Annotated in this window: 19 protein-coding genes; 15 read left to right on the top strand and 4 right to left on the bottom strand. The window is 48.8% G+C overall.

What is annotated here, in order from left to right:
* The 8 genes from AC2D8L_RS09405 to AC2D8L_RS09370 are packed head-to-tail and all read left to right on the top strand — an operon-like array spanning position 1 to position 8,265.
* A complete protein-coding gene (locus AC2D8L_RS09405; protein ID WP_484685224.1) occupies positions 1-411 on the top strand; it encodes a cytidine deaminase in 411 nt (136 codons plus the stop codon).
* Entirely contained in the window at positions 408-1,211 is an 804-nt protein-coding gene (locus tag AC2D8L_RS09400; RefSeq protein ID WP_484685223.1) for a purine-nucleoside phosphorylase, read from the top strand. Before AC2D8L_RS09405 ends, AC2D8L_RS09400 begins: the two co-directional genes overlap by 4 nt.
* On the top strand, positions 1,208-2,197 hold the full coding sequence (deoC, locus tag AC2D8L_RS09395; protein WP_484685222.1) for a deoxyribose-phosphate aldolase: 990 nt from the start codon (positions 1,208-1,210) through the stop codon (positions 2,195-2,197). Before AC2D8L_RS09400 ends, deoC begins: the two co-directional genes overlap by 4 nt.
* A gap of 9 nt (positions 2,198-2,206) precedes the next feature.
* Positions 2,207-4,576, top strand: coding sequence for an aldehyde dehydrogenase family protein (locus AC2D8L_RS09390; RefSeq protein WP_484685221.1), 2,370 nt, complete (start codon positions 2,207-2,209; stop codon positions 4,574-4,576).
* A gap of 12 nt (positions 4,577-4,588) precedes the next feature.
* Positions 4,589-5,905, top strand: coding sequence for a thymidine phosphorylase (deoA, locus tag AC2D8L_RS09385; RefSeq protein ID WP_484685220.1), 1,317 nt, complete (start codon positions 4,589-4,591; stop codon positions 5,903-5,905).
* A 37-nt stretch (positions 5,906-5,942) separates the two neighbouring features.
* Entirely contained in the window at positions 5,943-7,160 is a 1,218-nt protein-coding gene (locus AC2D8L_RS09380; RefSeq protein ID WP_484685219.1) for a phosphopentomutase, read from the top strand.
* 34 nt (positions 7,161-7,194) lie between these two features.
* Entirely contained in the window at positions 7,195-7,824 is a 630-nt protein-coding gene (upp, locus tag AC2D8L_RS09375) for a uracil phosphoribosyltransferase (RefSeq protein WP_484685218.1), read from the top strand.
* Positions 7,825-7,839: 15 nt separating this feature from the next.
* Positions 7,840-8,265, top strand: a complete 426-nt coding sequence (locus AC2D8L_RS09370) for a lipocalin-like domain-containing protein (RefSeq protein ID WP_484685217.1) — start codon at positions 7,840-7,842, stop codon at positions 8,263-8,265.
* Here the strand turns inward: AC2D8L_RS09370 and AC2D8L_RS09365 are convergent.
* From AC2D8L_RS09365 to AC2D8L_RS09350, 4 genes are all read right to left on the bottom strand, one after another.
* Positions 8,254-8,880 (bottom strand): HAD family hydrolase, encoded by a 627-nt coding sequence (locus AC2D8L_RS09365; protein WP_484685216.1) that lies wholly within the window; start codon positions 8,878-8,880, stop codon positions 8,254-8,256. The genes AC2D8L_RS09370 and AC2D8L_RS09365 overlap by 12 nt on opposite strands.
* A gap of 37 nt (positions 8,881-8,917) precedes the next feature.
* Complete coding sequence (locus tag AC2D8L_RS09360) at positions 8,918-9,481, bottom strand: TadE/TadG family type IV pilus assembly protein (RefSeq protein ID WP_484685215.1); 564 nt, start codon at positions 9,479-9,481, stop codon at positions 8,918-8,920.
* The gene (locus AC2D8L_RS09355; protein WP_484686383.1) at positions 9,481-10,014 is read right to left on the bottom strand and encodes a TadE/TadG family type IV pilus assembly protein; all 534 of its coding nucleotides are present in this window, start codon (positions 10,012-10,014) and stop codon (positions 9,481-9,483) included. The genes AC2D8L_RS09360 and AC2D8L_RS09355 overlap by 1 nt, the downstream gene beginning before the upstream one ends.
* Positions 10,015-10,118: 104 nt before the next feature.
* Positions 10,119-10,580: a pilus assembly protein N-terminal domain-containing protein gene (locus AC2D8L_RS09350; protein WP_484685214.1), complete on the bottom strand. Its 462-nt coding sequence runs from the start codon at positions 10,578-10,580 to the stop codon at positions 10,119-10,121.
* 331 nt (positions 10,581-10,911) lie between these two features.
* On the opposite strand from AC2D8L_RS09350, the gene AC2D8L_RS09345 reads away from it, so the two are divergent.
* The 7 genes from AC2D8L_RS09345 (at position 10,912) to AC2D8L_RS09315 (ending at position 18,066) form a co-directional block, all read left to right on the top strand.
* Entirely contained in the window at positions 10,912-11,097 is a 186-nt protein-coding gene (locus AC2D8L_RS09345; protein ID WP_484686382.1) for a Flp family type IVb pilin, read from the top strand.
* Between the two features lie 148 nt (positions 11,098-11,245).
* Entirely contained in the window at positions 11,246-11,752 is a 507-nt protein-coding gene (locus AC2D8L_RS09340) for an A24 family peptidase (protein WP_484685213.1), read from the top strand.
* A gap of 156 nt (positions 11,753-11,908) precedes the next feature.
* Positions 11,909-12,829: a Flp pilus assembly protein CpaB gene (gene cpaB, locus AC2D8L_RS09335; protein ID WP_484685212.1), complete on the top strand. Its 921-nt coding sequence runs from the start codon at positions 11,909-11,911 to the stop codon at positions 12,827-12,829.
* Positions 12,830-12,840: 11 nt separating this feature from the next.
* On the top strand, positions 12,841-14,268 hold the full coding sequence (locus AC2D8L_RS09330; protein ID WP_484685211.1) for a type II and III secretion system protein family protein: 1,428 nt from the start codon (positions 12,841-12,843) through the stop codon (positions 14,266-14,268).
* A 30-nt stretch (positions 14,269-14,298) separates the two neighbouring features.
* Complete coding sequence (locus tag AC2D8L_RS09325) at positions 14,299-15,558, top strand: CpaE/TadZ family protein (RefSeq protein WP_484685210.1); 1,260 nt, start codon at positions 14,299-14,301, stop codon at positions 15,556-15,558.
* A 24-nt stretch (positions 15,559-15,582) separates the two neighbouring features.
* Complete coding sequence (locus AC2D8L_RS09320; RefSeq protein ID WP_484685209.1) at positions 15,583-17,082, top strand: TadA family conjugal transfer-associated ATPase; 1,500 nt, start codon at positions 15,583-15,585, stop codon at positions 17,080-17,082.
* 3 nt (positions 17,083-17,085) lie between these two features.
* Positions 17,086-18,066: a type II secretion system F family protein gene (locus AC2D8L_RS09315; RefSeq protein WP_484685208.1), complete on the top strand. Its 981-nt coding sequence runs from the start codon at positions 17,086-17,088 to the stop codon at positions 18,064-18,066.
* Positions 18,067-18,082: the final 16 nt, after the last annotated feature.

Below are 18,082 nucleotides of genomic sequence, written 5' to 3'. Positions count from 1 at the left end.
ATGGATGCGGTAACGCAAGCCCTTTATGATGCGGCCCAAAAGGTACGCAAGCATGCACACGTGCCATATTCTCAATTTCCTGTTGGTGCGGCAATTCTTGCTGACGATGGTAACGTCTATGCCGGTTGCAATGTTGAAAATGCTGCTTATCCGCAGGGCAATTGCGCTGAAGCATCTGCAATTTCTGCCATGGTTGGCGCAGGCGGTAAGAAAATTCACCGCATTTTTGTGATCGGCAAGGGGGTTGATCCTGTGACACCATGCGGTGGTTGTCGCCAGCGCATTCGGGAATTCGCCACAAAGGACACCGTCATCATTTGCACAGGCGAAGACGGCGACGAGAAAAGCTATACGATGGATGAAATCTTGCCGGATAGTTTTGGTCCGGAAAGCCTAGAGGCTGTAAAATGAGTGTTGCAGAAGCAAATGCCGAGATTATTCATGATCATGCGGGAAGTGAGCCAATTGAAATTGCTTTGGTGCTCGGCTCAGGCTTATCCGGCGTCGGCGACCTTTTAAGTGATCGCATCGAAATCGCATATGACGAATTGGTTGGTTTTCCAACCGGTGGCGTTTCCGGACACGGCAAGTCGCTTCTTGTTGGTCTGTTGAACGGCAAACGCATCGCAATCTTGACTGGCCGCGCGCACTTTTACGAAGAAGGTCGAGCGGACGTCATGCGCGTGCCGCTTGAAACAATGAAGGCCGTCGGCGTGAACACGCTGATGCTTACCAATTCTGCTGGTTCATTGGAAAAAGACATTCCGCCGGGCGAATTGATGATGATCGCCGATCATATCAATTATAATGGCACCAACCCGCTAATTGGCGAGCCAACCGACGACCGGTTCGTCAATATGGTTGATGCTTATGACCCACAAATCCGCAAACAGGCGCAAGCCATTGCCGACGAACTGTGGATCACGTTGAAAGAGGGCGTTTACGCTTGGTATTCGGGTCCAACATTTGAAACGCCTGCTGAAATTCGCATGTTTCAAACCCTCGGCGCAAATGCAGTCGGCATGTCGACGGTACCTGAGGCGATATTGGGACGATTTTTGGGTATGCGCGTTTGGGCATGTTCATCGGTTACGAATATGGGTGCGGGGCTTTCTGACGAAAATATCTCGCACCACCACACGAAAGAAATGGCGCTTAAAGGCGCGAAAAAACTCGAGCAATTGCTTGAGAGATTGGTTGGGGAGTTATGACCCTAAAAGCTGTAGAAATCGACGCGCACAACCACAATCACAAACGAAACCCGGGTTTTGATTTGGATTTGGGCTGGATGCGTCAGGTACGCATGAACCGCTCAGCACTTGAGCGTCGCGCATCAACCATCGGCACCCGCCGTTCGGTTAAAAAACAATGGCAAGCCGCTTGGTTGCTGCGGGCGATCACCATGATTGATCTGACAACGCTAAATGGCGACGACAGTGCGGGGCGTGTCGAACGACTATGCGCAAAAGCACGCCAACCGGTGCGTCCAGAGATTTTGGATGCGGTGGGTGCCAACGGGCTCAAAGTTAATCCTGGTGCAGTTTGCGTTTATCACAATTTTGTTGCAACGGCCGTTGAGGCGTTGAAGGGATCTGACATTCCCGTTGCTGCGGTTTCCACTGGTTTTCCTGCGGGCTTAACCCCGTTTGAAACCCGAGTGAAAGAAGTTGAAGCTTCTGTTGCTGCGGGGGCGAAAGAGATCGACGTCGTTATCGAACGTCATCATGTGCTGAACGGTGATTGGCAAGCGCTCTACGATCAAATGAAGGCCTTCCGCGAAGCATGCGGTGAAGCGCATTTGAAAACCATTTTGGGCACTGGCGAATTAGCCACCCAAACCAATGTGGCAAAAGCCTCTTTGGTTTGCATGTTGGCGGGCGCTGACTTCATCAAAACATCGACGGGCAAGGAAAAGGTCAACGCAGACTTGCAAACATCCCTGTCGATGATCCGCATGATCCGCTGGTTCCATGAAGAAACCGGCATTGAAATTGGCTATAAGCCAGCCGGTGGTATTTCGAAGGCGAAAGATGCGCTGACTTACATGGCGTTGATGAAAGAGGAACTGGGCAATAATTGGTTGCAGCCACACCTTTTCCGCTTTGGCGCGTCAAGCCTTTTGACAGATATCGAACGACAACTCGAACATAACGCGACCGGTCGCTATGCGGCGGATTATCGCCAACCGATGGTCTAAGGCGGGACAATGAACATTCCTGAGATTTTTAAGAACCTAGATTATGGTCCAGCCCCAGAGGGTGATGAGCAAGCGATGGCGTGGCTTGAAAGCCATGGCCGCAAGTTCGGCAGCTTCATTGATGGCGACTTTACAAAACCGGGCAAAACCTTTGCGACGACGAACCCTGCCAATGGCAAGGAACTGGCAAAAATCACACAGAGCACAAAAGCGGATCTTGACCGCGCGGTGAAGGCTGCGCGCAAAGCAACGGGCCCATGGCAGGCTTTGTCGGGATTTGAACGCGCTAAATATCTTTATGCCATCGCGCGTCAGTTGCAAAAACATGCGCGTTTGTTTGCGGTGCTTGAAACAATGGACAACGGAAAACCAATTCGCGAGAGCCGCGATTTAGACATCCCATTGGTGGCTCGCCATTTCTATCACCATGCAGGTTGGGCACAGCATATTGATCGCGAATTCCCTGACCATCAGCCATACGGTGTGTGTGGGCAGGTTATTCCTTGGAATTTCCCCCTATTGATGATGGCGTGGAAAATTGCGCCTGCTTTGGCTGCTGGCAACACGGTGGTGCTTAAACCGGCGGAACTGACATCTCTTACTGCATTACTGTTCGCTCAAATTTGCAAGGAAATTGATTTGCCAGCCGGTGTAGTGAACATCGTCACAGGCAATGGCGAAGTCGGCGCGGCGATCATGGAACATGATGGCATCGACAAGGTGGCGTTTACGGGATCAACAGGTGTCGGAAAAGCTATCCGCAAAGCAACGGCCGGATCAGGCAAAGGCATTTCGCTTGAACTGGGCGGCAAGTCGCCATTTATTGTATTTGAAGATGCGGATTTAGATAGCGCTGTTGAAGGGCTTGTTGATGCCATTTGGTTCAACCAAGGGCAAGTATGTTGTGCTGGATCACGGCTTCTCATCCAAGAGAGCATTGAAGAGCGTTTCATCAAAAAACTAAAAGCACGCATGGCCAAATTGCGGGTCGGCGATCCGCTGGATAAAGCCATCGATATTGGCGCTCTAATTGCGCCAATTCAGGTTGAGCGCGTTACTGAGTTGATGAAAAAGGGTGAAGCAGAAGGCGCGATTAAGTATCAGCCAGATGGCGATGTGCCAAATGATGGTTGCTACATGAAGCCGACCTTGTTCACCAATGTCAGCCCAGCCAACATTATCGCTAGCGAAGAAATTTTTGGCCCCGTTTTGGTGGCGATTAGTTTCCGCACGCCAGACGAAGCTGTCGCTTTGGCTAACAATTCTCGTTATGGATTGGCGGCCAGTGTTTGGAGTGAAAATATTAATCTAGCGCTTGATATCGCACCGCGCGTGAAGGCTGGGATTGTGTGGGTTAACTCCACAAATCAATTCGATGCCGCATGTGGATTTGGTGGTTACAAAGAAAGTGGCTTCGGTCGCGAGGGCGGTAAAGAGGGCATGGCGGCCTATCTTCGCCCGGTTTGGGAAACCAAACTCAAGCCGCTTCCAGCGACACCGAAACCTGCCGCACCAAAACTGTTCGAAACTGATGGTGTGGACCGTACCGCGAAGCTTTATGTTGGCGGAAAACAGTCACGCCCTGATGGCGGATATGCACGACCAATCACCGGAACAGATGGCAAGCTTATTGCTGAAGTTGGTGAAGGTAACCGCAAAGACATTCGAAATGCGGTGGAAGCGGCACGCGGTTCTTTAGGTTGGGGCAACAAGACGGCCCACCTGCGCGCGCAAATCCTTTATTACATGGGTGAAAATCTCGACTATCGAAAAAGCGAATTTGCGGATCGTTTGCGGGCAATGACGGGCGCGACGGCTGCTGCTGCAAACAAAGAAGTCGATCTTTCCATCGAACGCCTATTTGCCTTTGCTGGCTGGTCAGACAAATATGATGGTGCGGTGCACAACCCACCTGTGCGCAATATGACGGTTGCAATGGTCGAGCCGATTGGCGTAATCGGAATTACAGCACCAGATGAAGCGCCATTGCTTGGCGCTATTTCACTGTTGGCCCCAGCCATTGCTATGGGCAACACCACGGTGTTGGTGCCATCTGAACATGCACCCTTGGCGATGACGGATTTCTACCAAATTTTGGAAACATCTGATTTGCCTGGTGGCGTTGTGAACATCGTAACCGGTGAAAAAGACAGCCTGACCAAAACCTTAGTTGAGCATGATGGCGTGGACGCACAATTCTATGTTGGCGATGAAGCGGGTGGAAAGCGCGTTGAAGAGCTTTCAATCCACAATCTCAAGCAAACTTGGACCAACAAGGGTAAGCAGATTGACTGGACCAACAAGCAAATTTGCGATGGCCCGTATTTCTTGCAACGCACGACCCAAATCAAAAATGTTTGGGTGCCCTACGGCGCATAAAGGTGATGTATTATGGTCTTTTTGCCACAAGAAGTGATCGCCAGAAAACGCGATGGAGAACGACTTTCTAAAGAAGAAATCAGCGACTTCATCGCGGGCATGGTGTCAGGAGCGGTTAAGCCTGAACAGGCCGCAGCGTTCGCGATGGCCGTTTTTTTTCAGAATATGGAACTGGAAGAACGCATCGCGCTAACTGAGGCTATGCGCGACAGCGGCGAAGTGCTGGATTGGTCAAACTTTGATGGCGCGATCTTAGATAAGCATTCAACTGGCGGCGTGGGGGATAATGTATCCCTGATGCTTGCGCCGATTTGGGCCGCCGTTGGCGCCTATGTTCCCATGATTTCTGGTCGTGGGCTTGGCCATACGGGCGGCACGCTTGACAAATTTGATGCCATCCCCGGATACACAACCAGCCCAGACAATGAGCTGTTCCGCAAAGTTGTACGCGAAGCGGGGTGCGCGATTATTGGCCAAACAGCTGATCTCGCCCCAGCCGACAAAATGATGTACGGCATTCGTGATGTCACCGCGACCGTGGAAAATGTATCTCTCATCACCTCGTCAATTCTTTCCAAGAAATTGGCGGCAGGATTGGATGCACTTGTTCTTGATGTAAAAGTCGGCACCGGTGCCTTTATGCGCACAGCGGATGACGCGGACGAGTTGGCAAAAAGTCTTGTGCATGTGGCCAACGGCGCAGGGGTGAAAACGTCGGCTCTAATCACCGATATGAACGAGCCATTGGCCAGCGCCGCGGGCAATGCCGTTGAGGTGCGAAACGCGGTTGAGTTTCTAACAGGCGCTCATCAAGATCAGCGGTTGTTGGATGTAACAATTGAACTTGCTGCTTTGGGTCTTGGACTGGCTGGCATTGAAGGCGATATGAACGCTGCGCGCGAACAATGCCGTACAGTTTTGAATAATGGTGCAGCGGCGGAGCGGTTCGGCAAAATGGTTGCGTTGCTCGGTGGTCCGATGGATTTCATGGAAAATCATGCGCAATATTTGCCTAAAGCACCGATTATCCGTGATGTGTTTGCTGAAAGGTCAGGCCTTGTGACAGGCATCGATGCACGTGGCGTCGGCATGGGTGTTGTTGTGCTTGGTGGCGGTCGCACGACCCCGACCGACAAGCTGGATTATGCGGTTGGATTTGACCAGATCGCCTCAATCGGCACTATGTTGGACAATGAAACGCCAATTGCACGCATCCACGCCAGCGACGAAGATATTGCATCTGAAGCGGCAATGCGGCTGCGCAAGGCATACCAGCTGGACGGCGAAAGAACGAACAGCGAGTTGTTGCACGGGCTGATTACGGCCTAATTGTCTTCAATTTGCGTCCCTGAAGAAGGAGGCCTATATGCCCCGTGTAATTCTATGTGTACTCGATAGTTTTGGCATTGGCGGAGCGCCTGACGCCGCAGAATTTGGCGACGAGGGGTCAAATACGCTGGGGCACATTGCTGAAGCCTGCGCGAACGGCAATGGCGACAAAGACGGCTTGCGCAAGGGTCCGTTGATCATTCCAAATATGGATATGCTGGGCCTTGGCGCTGCAGCTCAAGCAGCCTCTGGCGAGTTACCCGCAGGTCTTTCTGGCGAACACAGAGCAGGTGTTTGGGCCCATGCAAGTGAAGTTTCAAAAGGCAAGGACACACCTTCAGGTCATTGGGAAATCGCTGGCGTGCCGGTTCCATTTGATTGGGGGTATTTCCCGGAAACAGTGCCTACGTTCCCTGAGGAACTAACACAAGAATTCATAAAACGTGCAAAATTGCCGGGCATCTTGGGTGACAAGCATGCCTCGGGTACTGTGGTGATCGGGGAGCTTGGCGAAGAGAGCATCAAGTCGGGTAAGCCCATCTGTTACACAAGTGCAGACAGCGTTTTCCAAATTGCAGCGCATGAAGAACATTTCGGCCTTGAGCGTTTGTATGAAATTTGTGAAGTCGCCTATGATCTGGTTAAGCCATACAATATTGGCCGCATAATCGCGCGGCCATTTGTTGGTGAAACCAATGCGGATTTTGTACGGACAGGAAACCGTCGGGATTTCTCCATATTACCACCCGAACCGACATTGCTTGATCGTGCGAAAGACAATGGGCGTCAAGTGTTTGCGATCGGAAAAATCTCAGACATATACGCCGCACAAGGGGTCACCCACAAAATCAAGGCCACAGGCAATATGGCCTTGTTTGACGCAACGCTTGATGCGATGGAAATGGCGCGTGACGGGGATTTGATTTTCACAAATTTTGTCGATTTCGACATGCTGTTTGGTCACACGAGAGATGTGCCGGGATATGCGGCAGCGCTTGAACAGTTTGACCGTCGTTTGCCTGAATTTATCACCAAGATGAATGAAGATGATTTGCTGGTGCTCACCGCCGACCATGGTTGTGATCCGACCTGGCGCGGAACAGATCACACACGCGAACAAGTTCCCGTTTTAACGTTTTCCCCAAATTTGACCAAAGGATCAGCGGGTGCAAGATCGACATTTGCTGATATAGGTGAAACAGTAGCGGCGTGGCTAAAATTGCCAGCAGGGCCACATGGGCGTAATTTTATCTAATTGCGCCATCTAAGAATGGGCAAGGGATAGAATTATGGGAAATGTAACAGTTGTTGATCATCCGCTGATCCAACATAAATTGACGATTATGCGGAATAAAGACACATCGACGGCCAGCTTCCGCCGGTTGCTTCGCGAAATAGCGCATCTATTGTGCTACGAAATTACCCGCGATTTGGAAGTTGAAGATATTGATATTGAGACCCCAATTCAGCCCATGAAATCGCCAAAGCTAAAGGGCAAGAAACTTGTTTTCGCCTCGATCCTGCGGGCAGGAAACGGATTGCTGGAAGGCATGCTTGATCTGGTGCCCGCAGCCCGGGTTTCCCATATTGGGCTTTACCGTGATCCTGAAAGCCTTGAGGCTGTTGAATATTATTTCAAAGCCCCATCTGATGTGGCCGATCGTCTCGTGGTGGTGGTCGACCCAATGCTTGCAACGGCAAATTCTGCCATTACAGCCGTAGATCGCATAAAACGCCGCGGCGCGAATAACTTGCGCTTTTTGTGTTTGTTGGCTGCGCCTGAAGGGATCAAACGCTTTCAAGAGGCACATCCTGACGTCCCAATTTTCACGGCTGCCATTGACGAGCAGCTCAATGAAAAGGGCTACATTGTGCCGGGGCTTGGGGACGCAGGTGACCGGATGTACGGCACACGCTAACGAGGATTAGCATCGATGAACATAGATGACCTGCTTGGCGAATGGACATTGATGTCAGCGGAAATCACCAAGGATGGTGAAACGACGTCTATTCTTGATCCGCGGCGAAAGTACATCAAACTGTTCACCCGTAACCATTTTTCGTTTTTCTCGGGTGTACCTGACCGCGATGCCTATTCTCCTGCCGTCACGGACGAGGAACGTTTAGAAGGAGCGAAGTCCTTCGATGCGGGCGCTGGTCGCTATGACCTTAACGGGCAGGACTATATCGAGCATGTGGATTTTTGCTCATACCCGAATTATGAAGGCCAATCGATTGCCTTCAAACTGACTTATGTCGACGATGTGCTAACACAAGAGGGGATATACCCCCTCAAGCGGCTAGGTTTTGCGGACAAAGATGGCTACTTGGTCGAAACCTATAAAAGACTAGCTAGCTAGCGCTCTAAGCGGCAGTCCCAACGTTATCAGTTCTTCGCGCAATTGTTCAGGCGACTGAAAATGAATTGCCTGCATGCCCACATATCGCGCTGCAGCGATGTTGGGGTAGCTATCGTCAATGAACACGCATTGATCAGCTGATAAGCCATACCGATCTAAAAAGCGGTGGTAAATGCGATAGTCTGGCTTAACCAGCCGTTCGTTGCCTGAAACAACAATCCCATCAAATTTTTGCAAAAACTCGAACTTTTCCAAACACTCATGGAACTTTTCGCGTGAGAAATTGGTGATGGCAAATGTTGGGATTTCTGCGGCGATCAACTCATTATGAATGTCAATCGTGCCATCATAAAGCCCCGCCAGCATTTCATGCCAACGTTTGTTGAACGCACTAATTTGATCAAAATACTGAGGGAACTGGTTGGTCTTCTCCTCAACGCCCTCTTGATATGTCTTGCCAGCGTCAAACTCCAAGTTCCAAAGTCCAGTGCACACATTGTCATAAAAGGCTTGCGCTTCTTCTTCCCCATCAAACAATTTGCGAAATAAGTACATGGGGTTCCAGTCAAGGAACACACCGCCAAGGTCAAAGACCGGAATAAGATTTTCCGTCATTATTTTGCTTTCAGTTTATAGAGATTTGAAGGTTGACCTAGTTCAATGAAATGCCAGCATCATGGCGCGGCCAATAGAAGAACCGTTTGTTTAGGGTTACACCTGATGTGAACACAAAATCGACAATTGGTGTCCATTCGTTGGTGGCCTCACCTACGATTATTGTTTTCAACTTTGACTGTTGAGCAAGGCGATTTGGAACGTCTATTATTTTTCCTACGGAGTGCGCCACTCCGCCATTATATCCTCGGCTCCAAACAACTTTGGCTACGCCGTTATTGTCAATTGCAACACTTGTAACAATTTGCTTGAGCTTAGCTGATGGGTAAGGCTCCATTATGAAGTCTGCGGCTTCAAAAAAGTCGTCAAGTGTGCTCCGTGTAATTGACCCATCTGTCCGGGCAACCAGATCGCCTACCGTTCCGGCCACGACGGCGAGGCGTCTGTCCATGATGACGAGACGGCTTGCTTCCGCACCACCAATGTAAACAAAAAGCATGACGGGCAAAATCAACGCAAACTCGACCGCGGCGATGGCGTGTTCGCTTTTGCGGAATGAAAAGAGCAACGCTGTAACGAAGTTTCTAATTTTTTTGTGCATCAGAACGGCTCGTTCATAAAGAGACGTGTGGAAGAGAATATCAGAGAGTCTCCATATTTTGAAAATCCATAGTCGAAGCCAAAAAACGTGTTCCATTTATAGTAGGCTTCAACAAGAATGACCTGAGTCTGTTGCCCCGAGCGAAATTCTTCGACCAAAGTCCATTTTCCATCTTTGTCCACAGGAGGAGTTGTATCTGCGTCGGCAAAAGTAGCTATGGGTCGAACACGAAGTTTTATCTGAGGGCAGTCGAGCAATCCAAAGGTATTGTCACATATCTTGTTTTTGAATGTCTCAGGTGAATAGCCTGCTGTCGTTGCTTCGCCGATCATAATTAGGCGGGCTGCATCGTCCACGGCATTATCAAAAACCTGACTGCTTAATAGATATAATCCAGTTTCAAATATGACGCCAAGTATGGAAAAGAATGGGACGGCCAAGAGAGCAAATTCAATTGCAGTTACCCCATCGTCTTCGCGATGGAGCAATTTGGCTTTGCGTAGAAGTAATCTCTTGAACGACAAGATCTGCATCAACTTATTTCCCAAATAGGAATTTTCGTCAGAATCCAGTATTCATCAAAAGAATTACAATTGAATTGATTTAAACGCTCGAAGCTGACTCAATATTTGTAATTCTAGTTCTCGGTCCCGACACTTGCCGCAGTGGAAAGTGAATTTGCCACTTGGCCAACAAAGGTGGGGTCGTCTCCACCAATTGCCATTGGCTGACAATTTGGCGTACAGGACATTGAAGTCTTCGCCATGCCTTGAAACACGGTCACGACGTTCTTGTTGTCCGCACTGACATGCACGATGATGTCGGCAATTGGATTGCCCACGGAATCCAATGCAATAAGGTTGGTGCTACCATATCCCTTACCCGTTAGGACGAGTGTTCTTGGGTCCTGTATTACCGCATCGGCAATAACGGGGTTCCCAATAACAACGGTAGACGCTGCCGACGGCAACCGCAAAATTCGCGCCATATTCATCATGACCTTTACTTCGCTTTGTGCGTCAGACGCTAATGCTGGACTAGAAACAATCAACCCCAACACGATCGTACAAGCCGCTAAAACTGCTTTTGTAAATGACATGATTTATCCTGCTTTACTTAGAACTCTTGCCTAAGGATGACCAATAATGGTGAACAAATGGCAAATTATCGTAATGTCATTCAGATTTTGTAAATTGTAGTTCCGGCGTCGTAGCGTAACATCTGCGCTGTCGCTCCCCAGTTTTGTTAACGATCTAGTAATCATGTTTGGTAATGAACTGGTAAGTATAAGTAAAATCAATGAGTTGCCTCGAATGTCGATTGGTCAAATTAACTCAATCTCAAGAAACCGGGCATAGTGTTGACCTCGAGTTCGATGGTGAGGATCGGACAATATTTTTGTCACGTTGTGGCATGGAGCAAGGAGCAATATAATGACTTTGGTAAAAAAGTTTTTGAATGACGAATCTGGTGCAACAGCAATTGAGTATGGTTTGATTGCAGCACTTATCGCAGTGGTAATCATTGGCGCGGCTACAGCGCTTGGTGACTCGCTATTCGCAACATTCAACAAAATCACTGTTGAACTAGGCGGAACTGCAGCAACTAAGAAGTAATCTTTGATGAGTGGTTTATCGCCATTCAATTTGCGAATGTAATTTAGAGGGGCGAATGGCCCCTCTTTTTTTATGTGATTTACGCCAGTATAACTATTTTTAACTAATTTTCGCACGATACGGTATTTTAACAACAGCGGAATTTTGGATGTTTTTCTCAATCTTGGCGATATTTTATCCATTCATTATGGCTCTTGCAGCAGCTTATGACTTGCTGACAATGCGTATCCCAAATTGGATTTCCATAGCATTGATTGCTGGTTTTGTTGGCCTAAGCTTGGTAATCGGTTTTCCTTTTCAACAAATCGGAATGCACTTGCTAGTTGGTTTTGCAGTACTGGTGGTGGCATTTTTGCTTTTCATACCTGGTTGGATTGGCGGCGGTGACGCAAAATTTGCGGCATCAATTGGTTTGTGGGTTGGATTGGAAAATATTGTGGAATTTCTTGTTTATTCCGCGTTTTTTGGTGGCATACTTACACTAGGGCTACTCTTGTTTAGGTGGTTGGTGCCGCAGGCTGCCCTGCCAAATGTTGAATGGATACTGCGATTGCATGATAAATCCATCGGTGCGCCATACGGAATTGCACTGGCCGCAGGCGCTATGATTGTCTATGTCAATTCGGCAATTTACCTTGGGTTGATGTTGCCTTAGAGCTTTGCTGGTCAACAAGTCTGATCAATTTAGTATCTATTAACGCTAATTCCCAAGACTCGGTTAACCAAACTTTGACCCTTTGAACCGATACTCCTGTGAAAGTGATGTGCGAACTCTTGCGCATTATTGTGTTTCAACCGGGGTATGAGTGTAATGAAACCGGCGCGTATTCTTTTACTAGCAGTAGCTTTGATTGCAGGCGGACTAGCCGCATTTTTTGCCTTAAATAGTCGATCTTCTAGTCCGGCTCCTGAACAAGTTGCTGCGCCTTTTGTCGAACAGACAAAAGTTCTGGTCGCCAACAGAACAATCGGTATTGGTGAACGTTTGAACGCTGACATGCTTAGTTGGCAAGTTTGGCCGGAAGACGGCATTCGGTCAGAGTTCGTGACTGACAAGGCCCTCCCCGATGCAATTAGTCAGCTTGACGGGGTTGTTGCGCGTTTTGAGATTTTTGTTGGTGAACCTGTTCGGGAAGCCAAATTGGTGCGATCTGATCAAGGATACTTGTCAGCAGTGATTGGGCAAGGCATGCGCGGCGTCTCGATTACGGTATCTGCAGAATCTGGCGCAGGTGGCTTTATTGTTCCAAACGATCGGGTCGATGTCATTGTTACTCAGCCCTCAGAGTTTGGAGAAGTTTCTCAAACTGTGCTGACCAATGCTCGAGTATTGGCGATCGGACCGCGTATCGGTGAAAAAGGTCTGACAGGTGAGAACCCCAATGAGGAAGTTGTATTTGAAGCGGATACCATTGCGACATTGGAGTTAACGCCGGTACAAGCTGAAACAATTGTGAATGCATTGAAAATTGGCGAACTGTCCCTGACCCTGCGTTCGATAGTGGATTTTGCGGATGGCCCAGCAACTGATGCTCTCAGCAACGACTCCACCGTTCAATTTATCAAAGCGGGAAGGTCAACATCGTCTAGAACAAGTGTTTCCCCAACGGCTGATACAACCGTCGTACTGAACGCTGCTCAACCAATTTTCAGCCAGACCTCAAGCGCACTTCCTCAAGGAAATTCGGGAACGTATGTCGATGATGGTCAGTCACCACCACAACAGCAATAGGAGTAAACTCGATGGCAAAATTTGTTTCTGTTGCAAACCGGCAATTTGACCTGAATGCGATGACGCGTTGGATGATGTTGGTTAGCGTTTTGTTGGCAATTCTTGGTGCAATGATCCCACAAGCCTATGCCGCGGCCGGGCAGCTCAGGATTTCACGCAGTCAGGTAGGCAAGGAGCACCGCGTAGAATTGGGGCAAAATAAGTCTCTCATTATTGAGCTTCCGCTCAATGTAAAAGAGATGATTGTGTCAAACCCGACAGTCGTAAGCGGAATTATGCGATCCAAGCGACGCGCCATAATTCAAAGTGTTAGTTTAGGTGAAGCTAATATATTGTTTTTAAATGATAATGGGACACCCATCGCTGTAGTTGATGTTGTAGTTCGTCAATCAAGCAAGGGGCTTGAAAGCACGATAAAGCGGTTAATTCCAACGAGCAACATTAACGTTGAGAACTTTGATGGGCGCCTTGTGCTATCCGGCAAGGCATCGAGTGCGGACGATGTCAATCGTGCATTGGAAATTGCCGGAAAATTCGCTGAAGACCCAGCATTTGTAACAAGCGTGATTGACGTCGACGGCGCACAACAAGTCATGCTCAAGGTGACAATTGCCGAGGTTCAACGTGATACTGTGAAGCAATTGGGTATCAACCTAGGTGGTTCATTGACGGTTGGTGGCCTCTCTACGAAACTGATAACGGGTAACAGCCTTGGTGGAGTTTCCGGACTGGTTGCACCAAACACGGTTACTTCAGGTTTTTCTCTTGGTAATTTAGCAATTGATGCGACGATCAAAGCGCTGGAACGCCGCGGTGCCTTGCGCACATTGGCAGAACCAAACCTGACTGCTTTGTCGGGTGCTGAAGCCGAGTTTTTGGCAGGCGGTGAGTTCCCAGTTCCGGTTAGTTTCAAAGATGGCGAGATCGCTTATGAGTTCAAGGAGTTTGGAGTAAAACTGAATTTCAAGCCTGTTGTTCACACCGGTGGCATCATTTCTCTTGAAGTGGAAACTTCAGTTTCTGAATTGAACGCTGAAGGTGGGTTTACTGTTGGGACGGTCAACATTCCGGCGACCAAAAACCGCAAAGCAAAAACGTCTGTGAAAATGCCGTCTGGTTCAACGTTGGCGTTAGCTGGCTTGATCGAAGACAAACAACGTCAGCAATTCAACGAAGTACCAGGCTTGGGCAAAATTCCGATTTTGGGAACATTGTTTAGGTCTCGTGACTTTATTCGTTCTCAAACTGAATTGCTGATTTTGGTCACACCATATTTAGCTTCTGCTGGGCAAAAACATGATTTTGACTTGCCAACAGACAAGTTTGAGTTTGCAGACGATGCTGCAGCCAATTTCCTTGGCCATATGGAAAAAATGTATGGCGTTGGCAACAAAGAAAATGGCGACCTACAAGGCTCAGTTGGCTTTGTACTTGATTAAGCGTGCACAGATTGAATTTGGAGTATTAAGATGAGTGATCACAATGATGATCTGAGTGGACAGGAAAGTGCCGCGATGACCGGTGCACGCTTGGTGCCGCACATTACCATTCAAGCTTTCTGCGAGAACGCCAAAACTGCCCAGATGGTGGAACAAGCGGTCGCTGATCGTCGAATGAACAAGGTGGCGTTGACCACCCATAATGGTGGCATAAACGCAGCTATCGAGATCTACAGGGTCAATCCAACGCCAAACTTAATCGTGTTGGAGTCCTCATTGCCGGGTGACGAACTTTTGACGGCGTTGGAAACTTTGGCGGGCGTTTGTGACGCGTCGACCAAAGTCGTCGTCGTCGGCCATGCAAACGATGTCGAATTATATCGAAAACTCATTCGATTTGGCGTCTCTGAATATCTTGTTATGCCCATCGCAAGTGCAAGCCTGGTGGATACAATATCAGAGCAATTTGCATCGGATTCATCTGAACCAATCGGCCGCACCATTGCATTTTTGTCGACCAAAGGTGGCGCGGGATCCTCTACAGTTGCCCACAACACGGCCTGGGCAATTTCACAGGCTGTCCGTCGCGATGTGTTGATTTTGGACATGGACTTACCGTTTGGGACCGCAGGGTTAAACTACAATCAGGAGCCACCACATGGATTGGCCGATGCCGTATTCTCGGCTGACGGCGTCGATGATGTGGTTGTTGAACGCTTGATGTCCAAATGTGCAAATCATGTGAATTTGCTGACGGCTCCAGGTACACTTGATCGGGACTATGATTTCGAAGAACGTTCGTTTGAGCAGATCGTCGAAATTTGCCAGAAGAATATCCCCATCGTCGTGCTCGACTTGCCACACACTTGGAATGCATGGGTGCGCCACACACTTTCCACAGTAGACGAAATTGTTTTGGTCGCAGAACCTGACCTCGCAAATCTAAGAAATGCAAAGACCATGTTGGACAAGCTAAAAGAGCTACGCCAAGGTGAGGCTGAGCCATTGTTGGTTTTGAACAAAGTTGGCGTTCCAAAACGACCTGAAATTGCGACAAATGAATTTGCGGCGTCCATCGATGCGGAGTGCTTCGCTGAAATCTCGTTTGAACCCGCGCTTTTCGGATCTGCTGCCAATAATGGGCAAATGATCGCAGAGATCAGTGCATCGCATAAGATTAATGACACTTTTAACAGGCTTGCGATGAAAACCACAGGCCGGGATGAGCAGGCAGGCGCCGCTAGAGGCGGTGTTTTGCCAGAATTGTTGAAGAAACTAAAGCTCGCGTAAATTTGACTTTGAGTTAGGGTAATTATGTTTGGGAAACGCACTAGTTTTGGCGGAAATACGAATGGCGCAGCGCCGAAAGCGGCAGCACCGGCGAAGCCAGAGCCTGCGGTAGAGCGCGCTGCCCCGCCAAAATTGCAGAAGCCTGCAGTACCCGCGCAAAAAGCGCCCAAAGCCAAACCAAGAACCGAGCAGGTCTTGGACGTAGACGGTGACATCAAAAATCGTGGCGCAGATTCTGAATATTACAAAACCAAGTCTTCGGTTTTCAATGCTCTGATCGACTCTATTGATCTGAGCCAATTGGCAACCATGGAGATTGAGTCAGCACGCGAAGAAATTCGCGACATTGTTTCCGAAATTATTGCGCTGAAATCCATTGTGATGTCGATCTCTGAGCAAGAGGATTTGCTTGAAGATATTTGTAATGACGTTTTGGGATATGGCCCACTTGAACCGCTACTAGCCAGAGATGACATCGCAGATATCATGGTCAATGGCGCCGTTCGCACCTATATCGAGGTGGACGGCAAGGTTCGTCTGACGAATGTCCAATTCCGCGACAATGCGCATTTGATGAATGTGTGTCAGCGAATTGTAAGCCAAGTCGGCCGTCGTGTTGATGAATCGAGCCCGATTTGTGATGCGCGTCTGCCTGATGGGTCTCGTGTGAATGTGATCGGGCCACCATTGGCGATCGATGGTGCTTCGCTCACCATCCGGAAGTTTAAGAAAGACAAGTTGACCCTTGATCAGCTCACAAGCTTTGGCTCGATCTCGCCAGATGGCGCAGAGATCCTGCAGATTTTGGGCAAAGTGCGGGCCAACATATTGATTTCAGGCGGTACTGGCTCGGGTAAGACGACATTACTGAATTGTTTAACCGCTTACATCGAACCAGATGAACGCATTATTACTTGTGAAGATAGTGCTGAACTTCAGCTTCAACAGCCCCATGTCGTAAGATTGGAAACTCGCCCACCAAATCTAGAGGGTGAGGGTGAAATCACGATGCGCGATCTGGTGAAGAACTGTTTGCGGATGCGTCCAGAACGCATCATTGTGGGTGAGGTTCGTGGACCTGAGGCATTTGACTTGTTGCAGGCGATGAATACAGGCCACGATGGTTCCATGGGTACGTTGCACGCAAACTCACCCCGTGAAGCGCTTTCTCGGTTGGAATCCATGATCACCATGGGAGGATATTCACTTCCTTCCCGCACCATTCGGGAAATGATTGTTTCGTCTATTGATGTGGTGGTGCAGGCCGCGCGTTTACGCGATGGGTCTCGTCGGATTACTCATGTTTCCGAAATTATGGGAATGGAGGGTGACATTATCGTGACCCAAGACATTTTCCTCTACGACATTGTCGGCGAAGATGCGAATGGCGATTTGATTGGTCGTCATAGATCAACCGGCATTACAAAACCAAAATTCGCTGAGCGTGCACGCTATTATGGCGAAGAGTTGAACCTCGTTGAGGCACTTGAACGAGCAAATGCAACTGATGCGGGGGCTGCTTAAATCATGTCACCGCTTGTTCTTATTTTGCTTTCTGTTTTCGCGCTCGGTGCGGTGGGTTTGGCGTTTGCACCGGGCATGTCCGGTGGAGGACGGGCAGACAAACGCATCAAAGCACTTTCTGCGGGAGAACGTACGAATAGTCGGAAAGGTCGCAACGATCCGCAGAAGCGGCTCACCGACCGTCGTAAGTCTCTTCAAGACATTCTTGATGAGCAAAATGACACGAATAAGAAGAACAAGCGACCTTCGTTAAAGAAGAAGCTTGCCCATGCAGGCATGCGGATTTCTGTTGGGGCGTTTTGGCGCAATGCGGTGATATTCGGCAGTTTAGTGTTTGTCGTTGCTTGGCTGACAGGTGTTCCAATACTATTCGCGATTGTCTTTGGTGCGGCCGGCACTTATGTGGTGCCAATGTGGTACGTAAAGCGACGTACGCGTAAATATCAAGCAAAGTTCCTCGATGAATTTCCGAATGCAGTGGATTCTATTGTTAGGGGTATTCAGTCTGGTATGCCGTTGAACGAGTCAATGCGCCTGGTCGCCAGTGAAGCAAAAGAACCCGTTAAAACAGAGTTTACACGTCTTGTGGAGCAACAGGCTGTTGGTAAGAACATGGCCGAAGCCGTGCCAATTTTGTTTGAACGTATACCAATTGCAGAAGTGAACTTTTTCGTGGTTGTTATCACGGTGCAGCAACAATCAGGTGGCAATCTATCTGAAGCCTTGAACAACCTTGCGACGGTATTGCGCAACCGAAAAAAGATGAAAGCAAAGGTGAAAGCCGTTTCGTCCGAAGCAAAGGCCTCAGCTGGCATTATTGGTTCATTGCCGTTTGTTGTGTCGGCCCTCATTTCTGTGGTCAGTCCAACCTATATGTTGCCCTTGTTCACGACGCCGACTGGAAACATGTATTTGGGGATTGCGGCGGGCATGATGGCTTTCGGGGTCTTTGTAATGAACAAGATGATCCAATTTGACTATTAAATTCAAAACTTTGAAA

The sequence above is a fragment of the Maritalea sp. YIW29 genome (assembly GCF_057219265.1).
This window is presented reverse-complemented; position numbering and strand designations above follow the sequence as displayed.

Coding starts and splice junctions, on each gene's coding strand:
- AC2D8L_RS09355 (WP_484686383.1), bottom strand. CDS start 10,014: ATGCAGATCTTGTCGTTCAAGAGATTACTTCTACGCAAAGCCAAATTG.
- AC2D8L_RS09400 (WP_484685223.1), top strand. CDS start 408: ATGAGTGTTGCAGAAGCAAATGCCGAGATTATTCATGATCATGCGGGA.
- deoC (WP_484685222.1), top strand. CDS start 1,208: ATGACCCTAAAAGCTGTAGAAATCGACGCGCACAACCACAATCACAAA.
- cpaB (WP_484685212.1), top strand. CDS start 11,909: ATGAAACCGGCGCGTATTCTTTTACTAGCAGTAGCTTTGATTGCAGGC.
- AC2D8L_RS09340 (WP_484685213.1), top strand. CDS start 11,246: ATGTTTTTCTCAATCTTGGCGATATTTTATCCATTCATTATGGCTCTT.
- AC2D8L_RS09320 (WP_484685209.1), top strand. CDS start 15,583: ATGTTTGGGAAACGCACTAGTTTTGGCGGAAATACGAATGGCGCAGCG.
- AC2D8L_RS09390 (WP_484685221.1), top strand. CDS start 2,207: ATGAACATTCCTGAGATTTTTAAGAACCTAGATTATGGTCCAGCCCCA.
- deoA (WP_484685220.1), top strand. CDS start 4,589: ATGGTCTTTTTGCCACAAGAAGTGATCGCCAGAAAACGCGATGGAGAA.
- AC2D8L_RS09330 (WP_484685211.1), top strand. CDS start 12,841: ATGGCAAAATTTGTTTCTGTTGCAAACCGGCAATTTGACCTGAATGCG.
- AC2D8L_RS09370 (WP_484685217.1), top strand. CDS start 7,840: ATGAACATAGATGACCTGCTTGGCGAATGGACATTGATGTCAGCGGAA.
- AC2D8L_RS09315 (WP_484685208.1), top strand. CDS start 17,086: ATGTCACCGCTTGTTCTTATTTTGCTTTCTGTTTTCGCGCTCGGTGCG.
- AC2D8L_RS09360 (WP_484685215.1), bottom strand. CDS start 9,481: ATGCACAAAAAAATTAGAAACTTCGTTACAGCGTTGCTCTTTTCATTC.
- AC2D8L_RS09405 (WP_484685224.1), top strand. CDS start 1: ATGGATGCGGTAACGCAAGCCCTTTATGATGCGGCCCAAAAGGTACGC.
- AC2D8L_RS09380 (WP_484685219.1), top strand. CDS start 5,943: ATGCCCCGTGTAATTCTATGTGTACTCGATAGTTTTGGCATTGGCGGA.
- upp (WP_484685218.1), top strand. CDS start 7,195: ATGGGAAATGTAACAGTTGTTGATCATCCGCTGATCCAACATAAATTG.
- AC2D8L_RS09350 (WP_484685214.1), bottom strand. CDS start 10,580: ATGTCATTTACAAAAGCAGTTTTAGCGGCTTGTACGATCGTGTTGGGG.
- AC2D8L_RS09365 (WP_484685216.1), bottom strand. CDS start 8,880: ATGACGGAAAATCTTATTCCGGTCTTTGACCTTGGCGGTGTGTTCCTT.
- AC2D8L_RS09325 (WP_484685210.1), top strand. CDS start 14,299: ATGAGTGATCACAATGATGATCTGAGTGGACAGGAAAGTGCCGCGATG.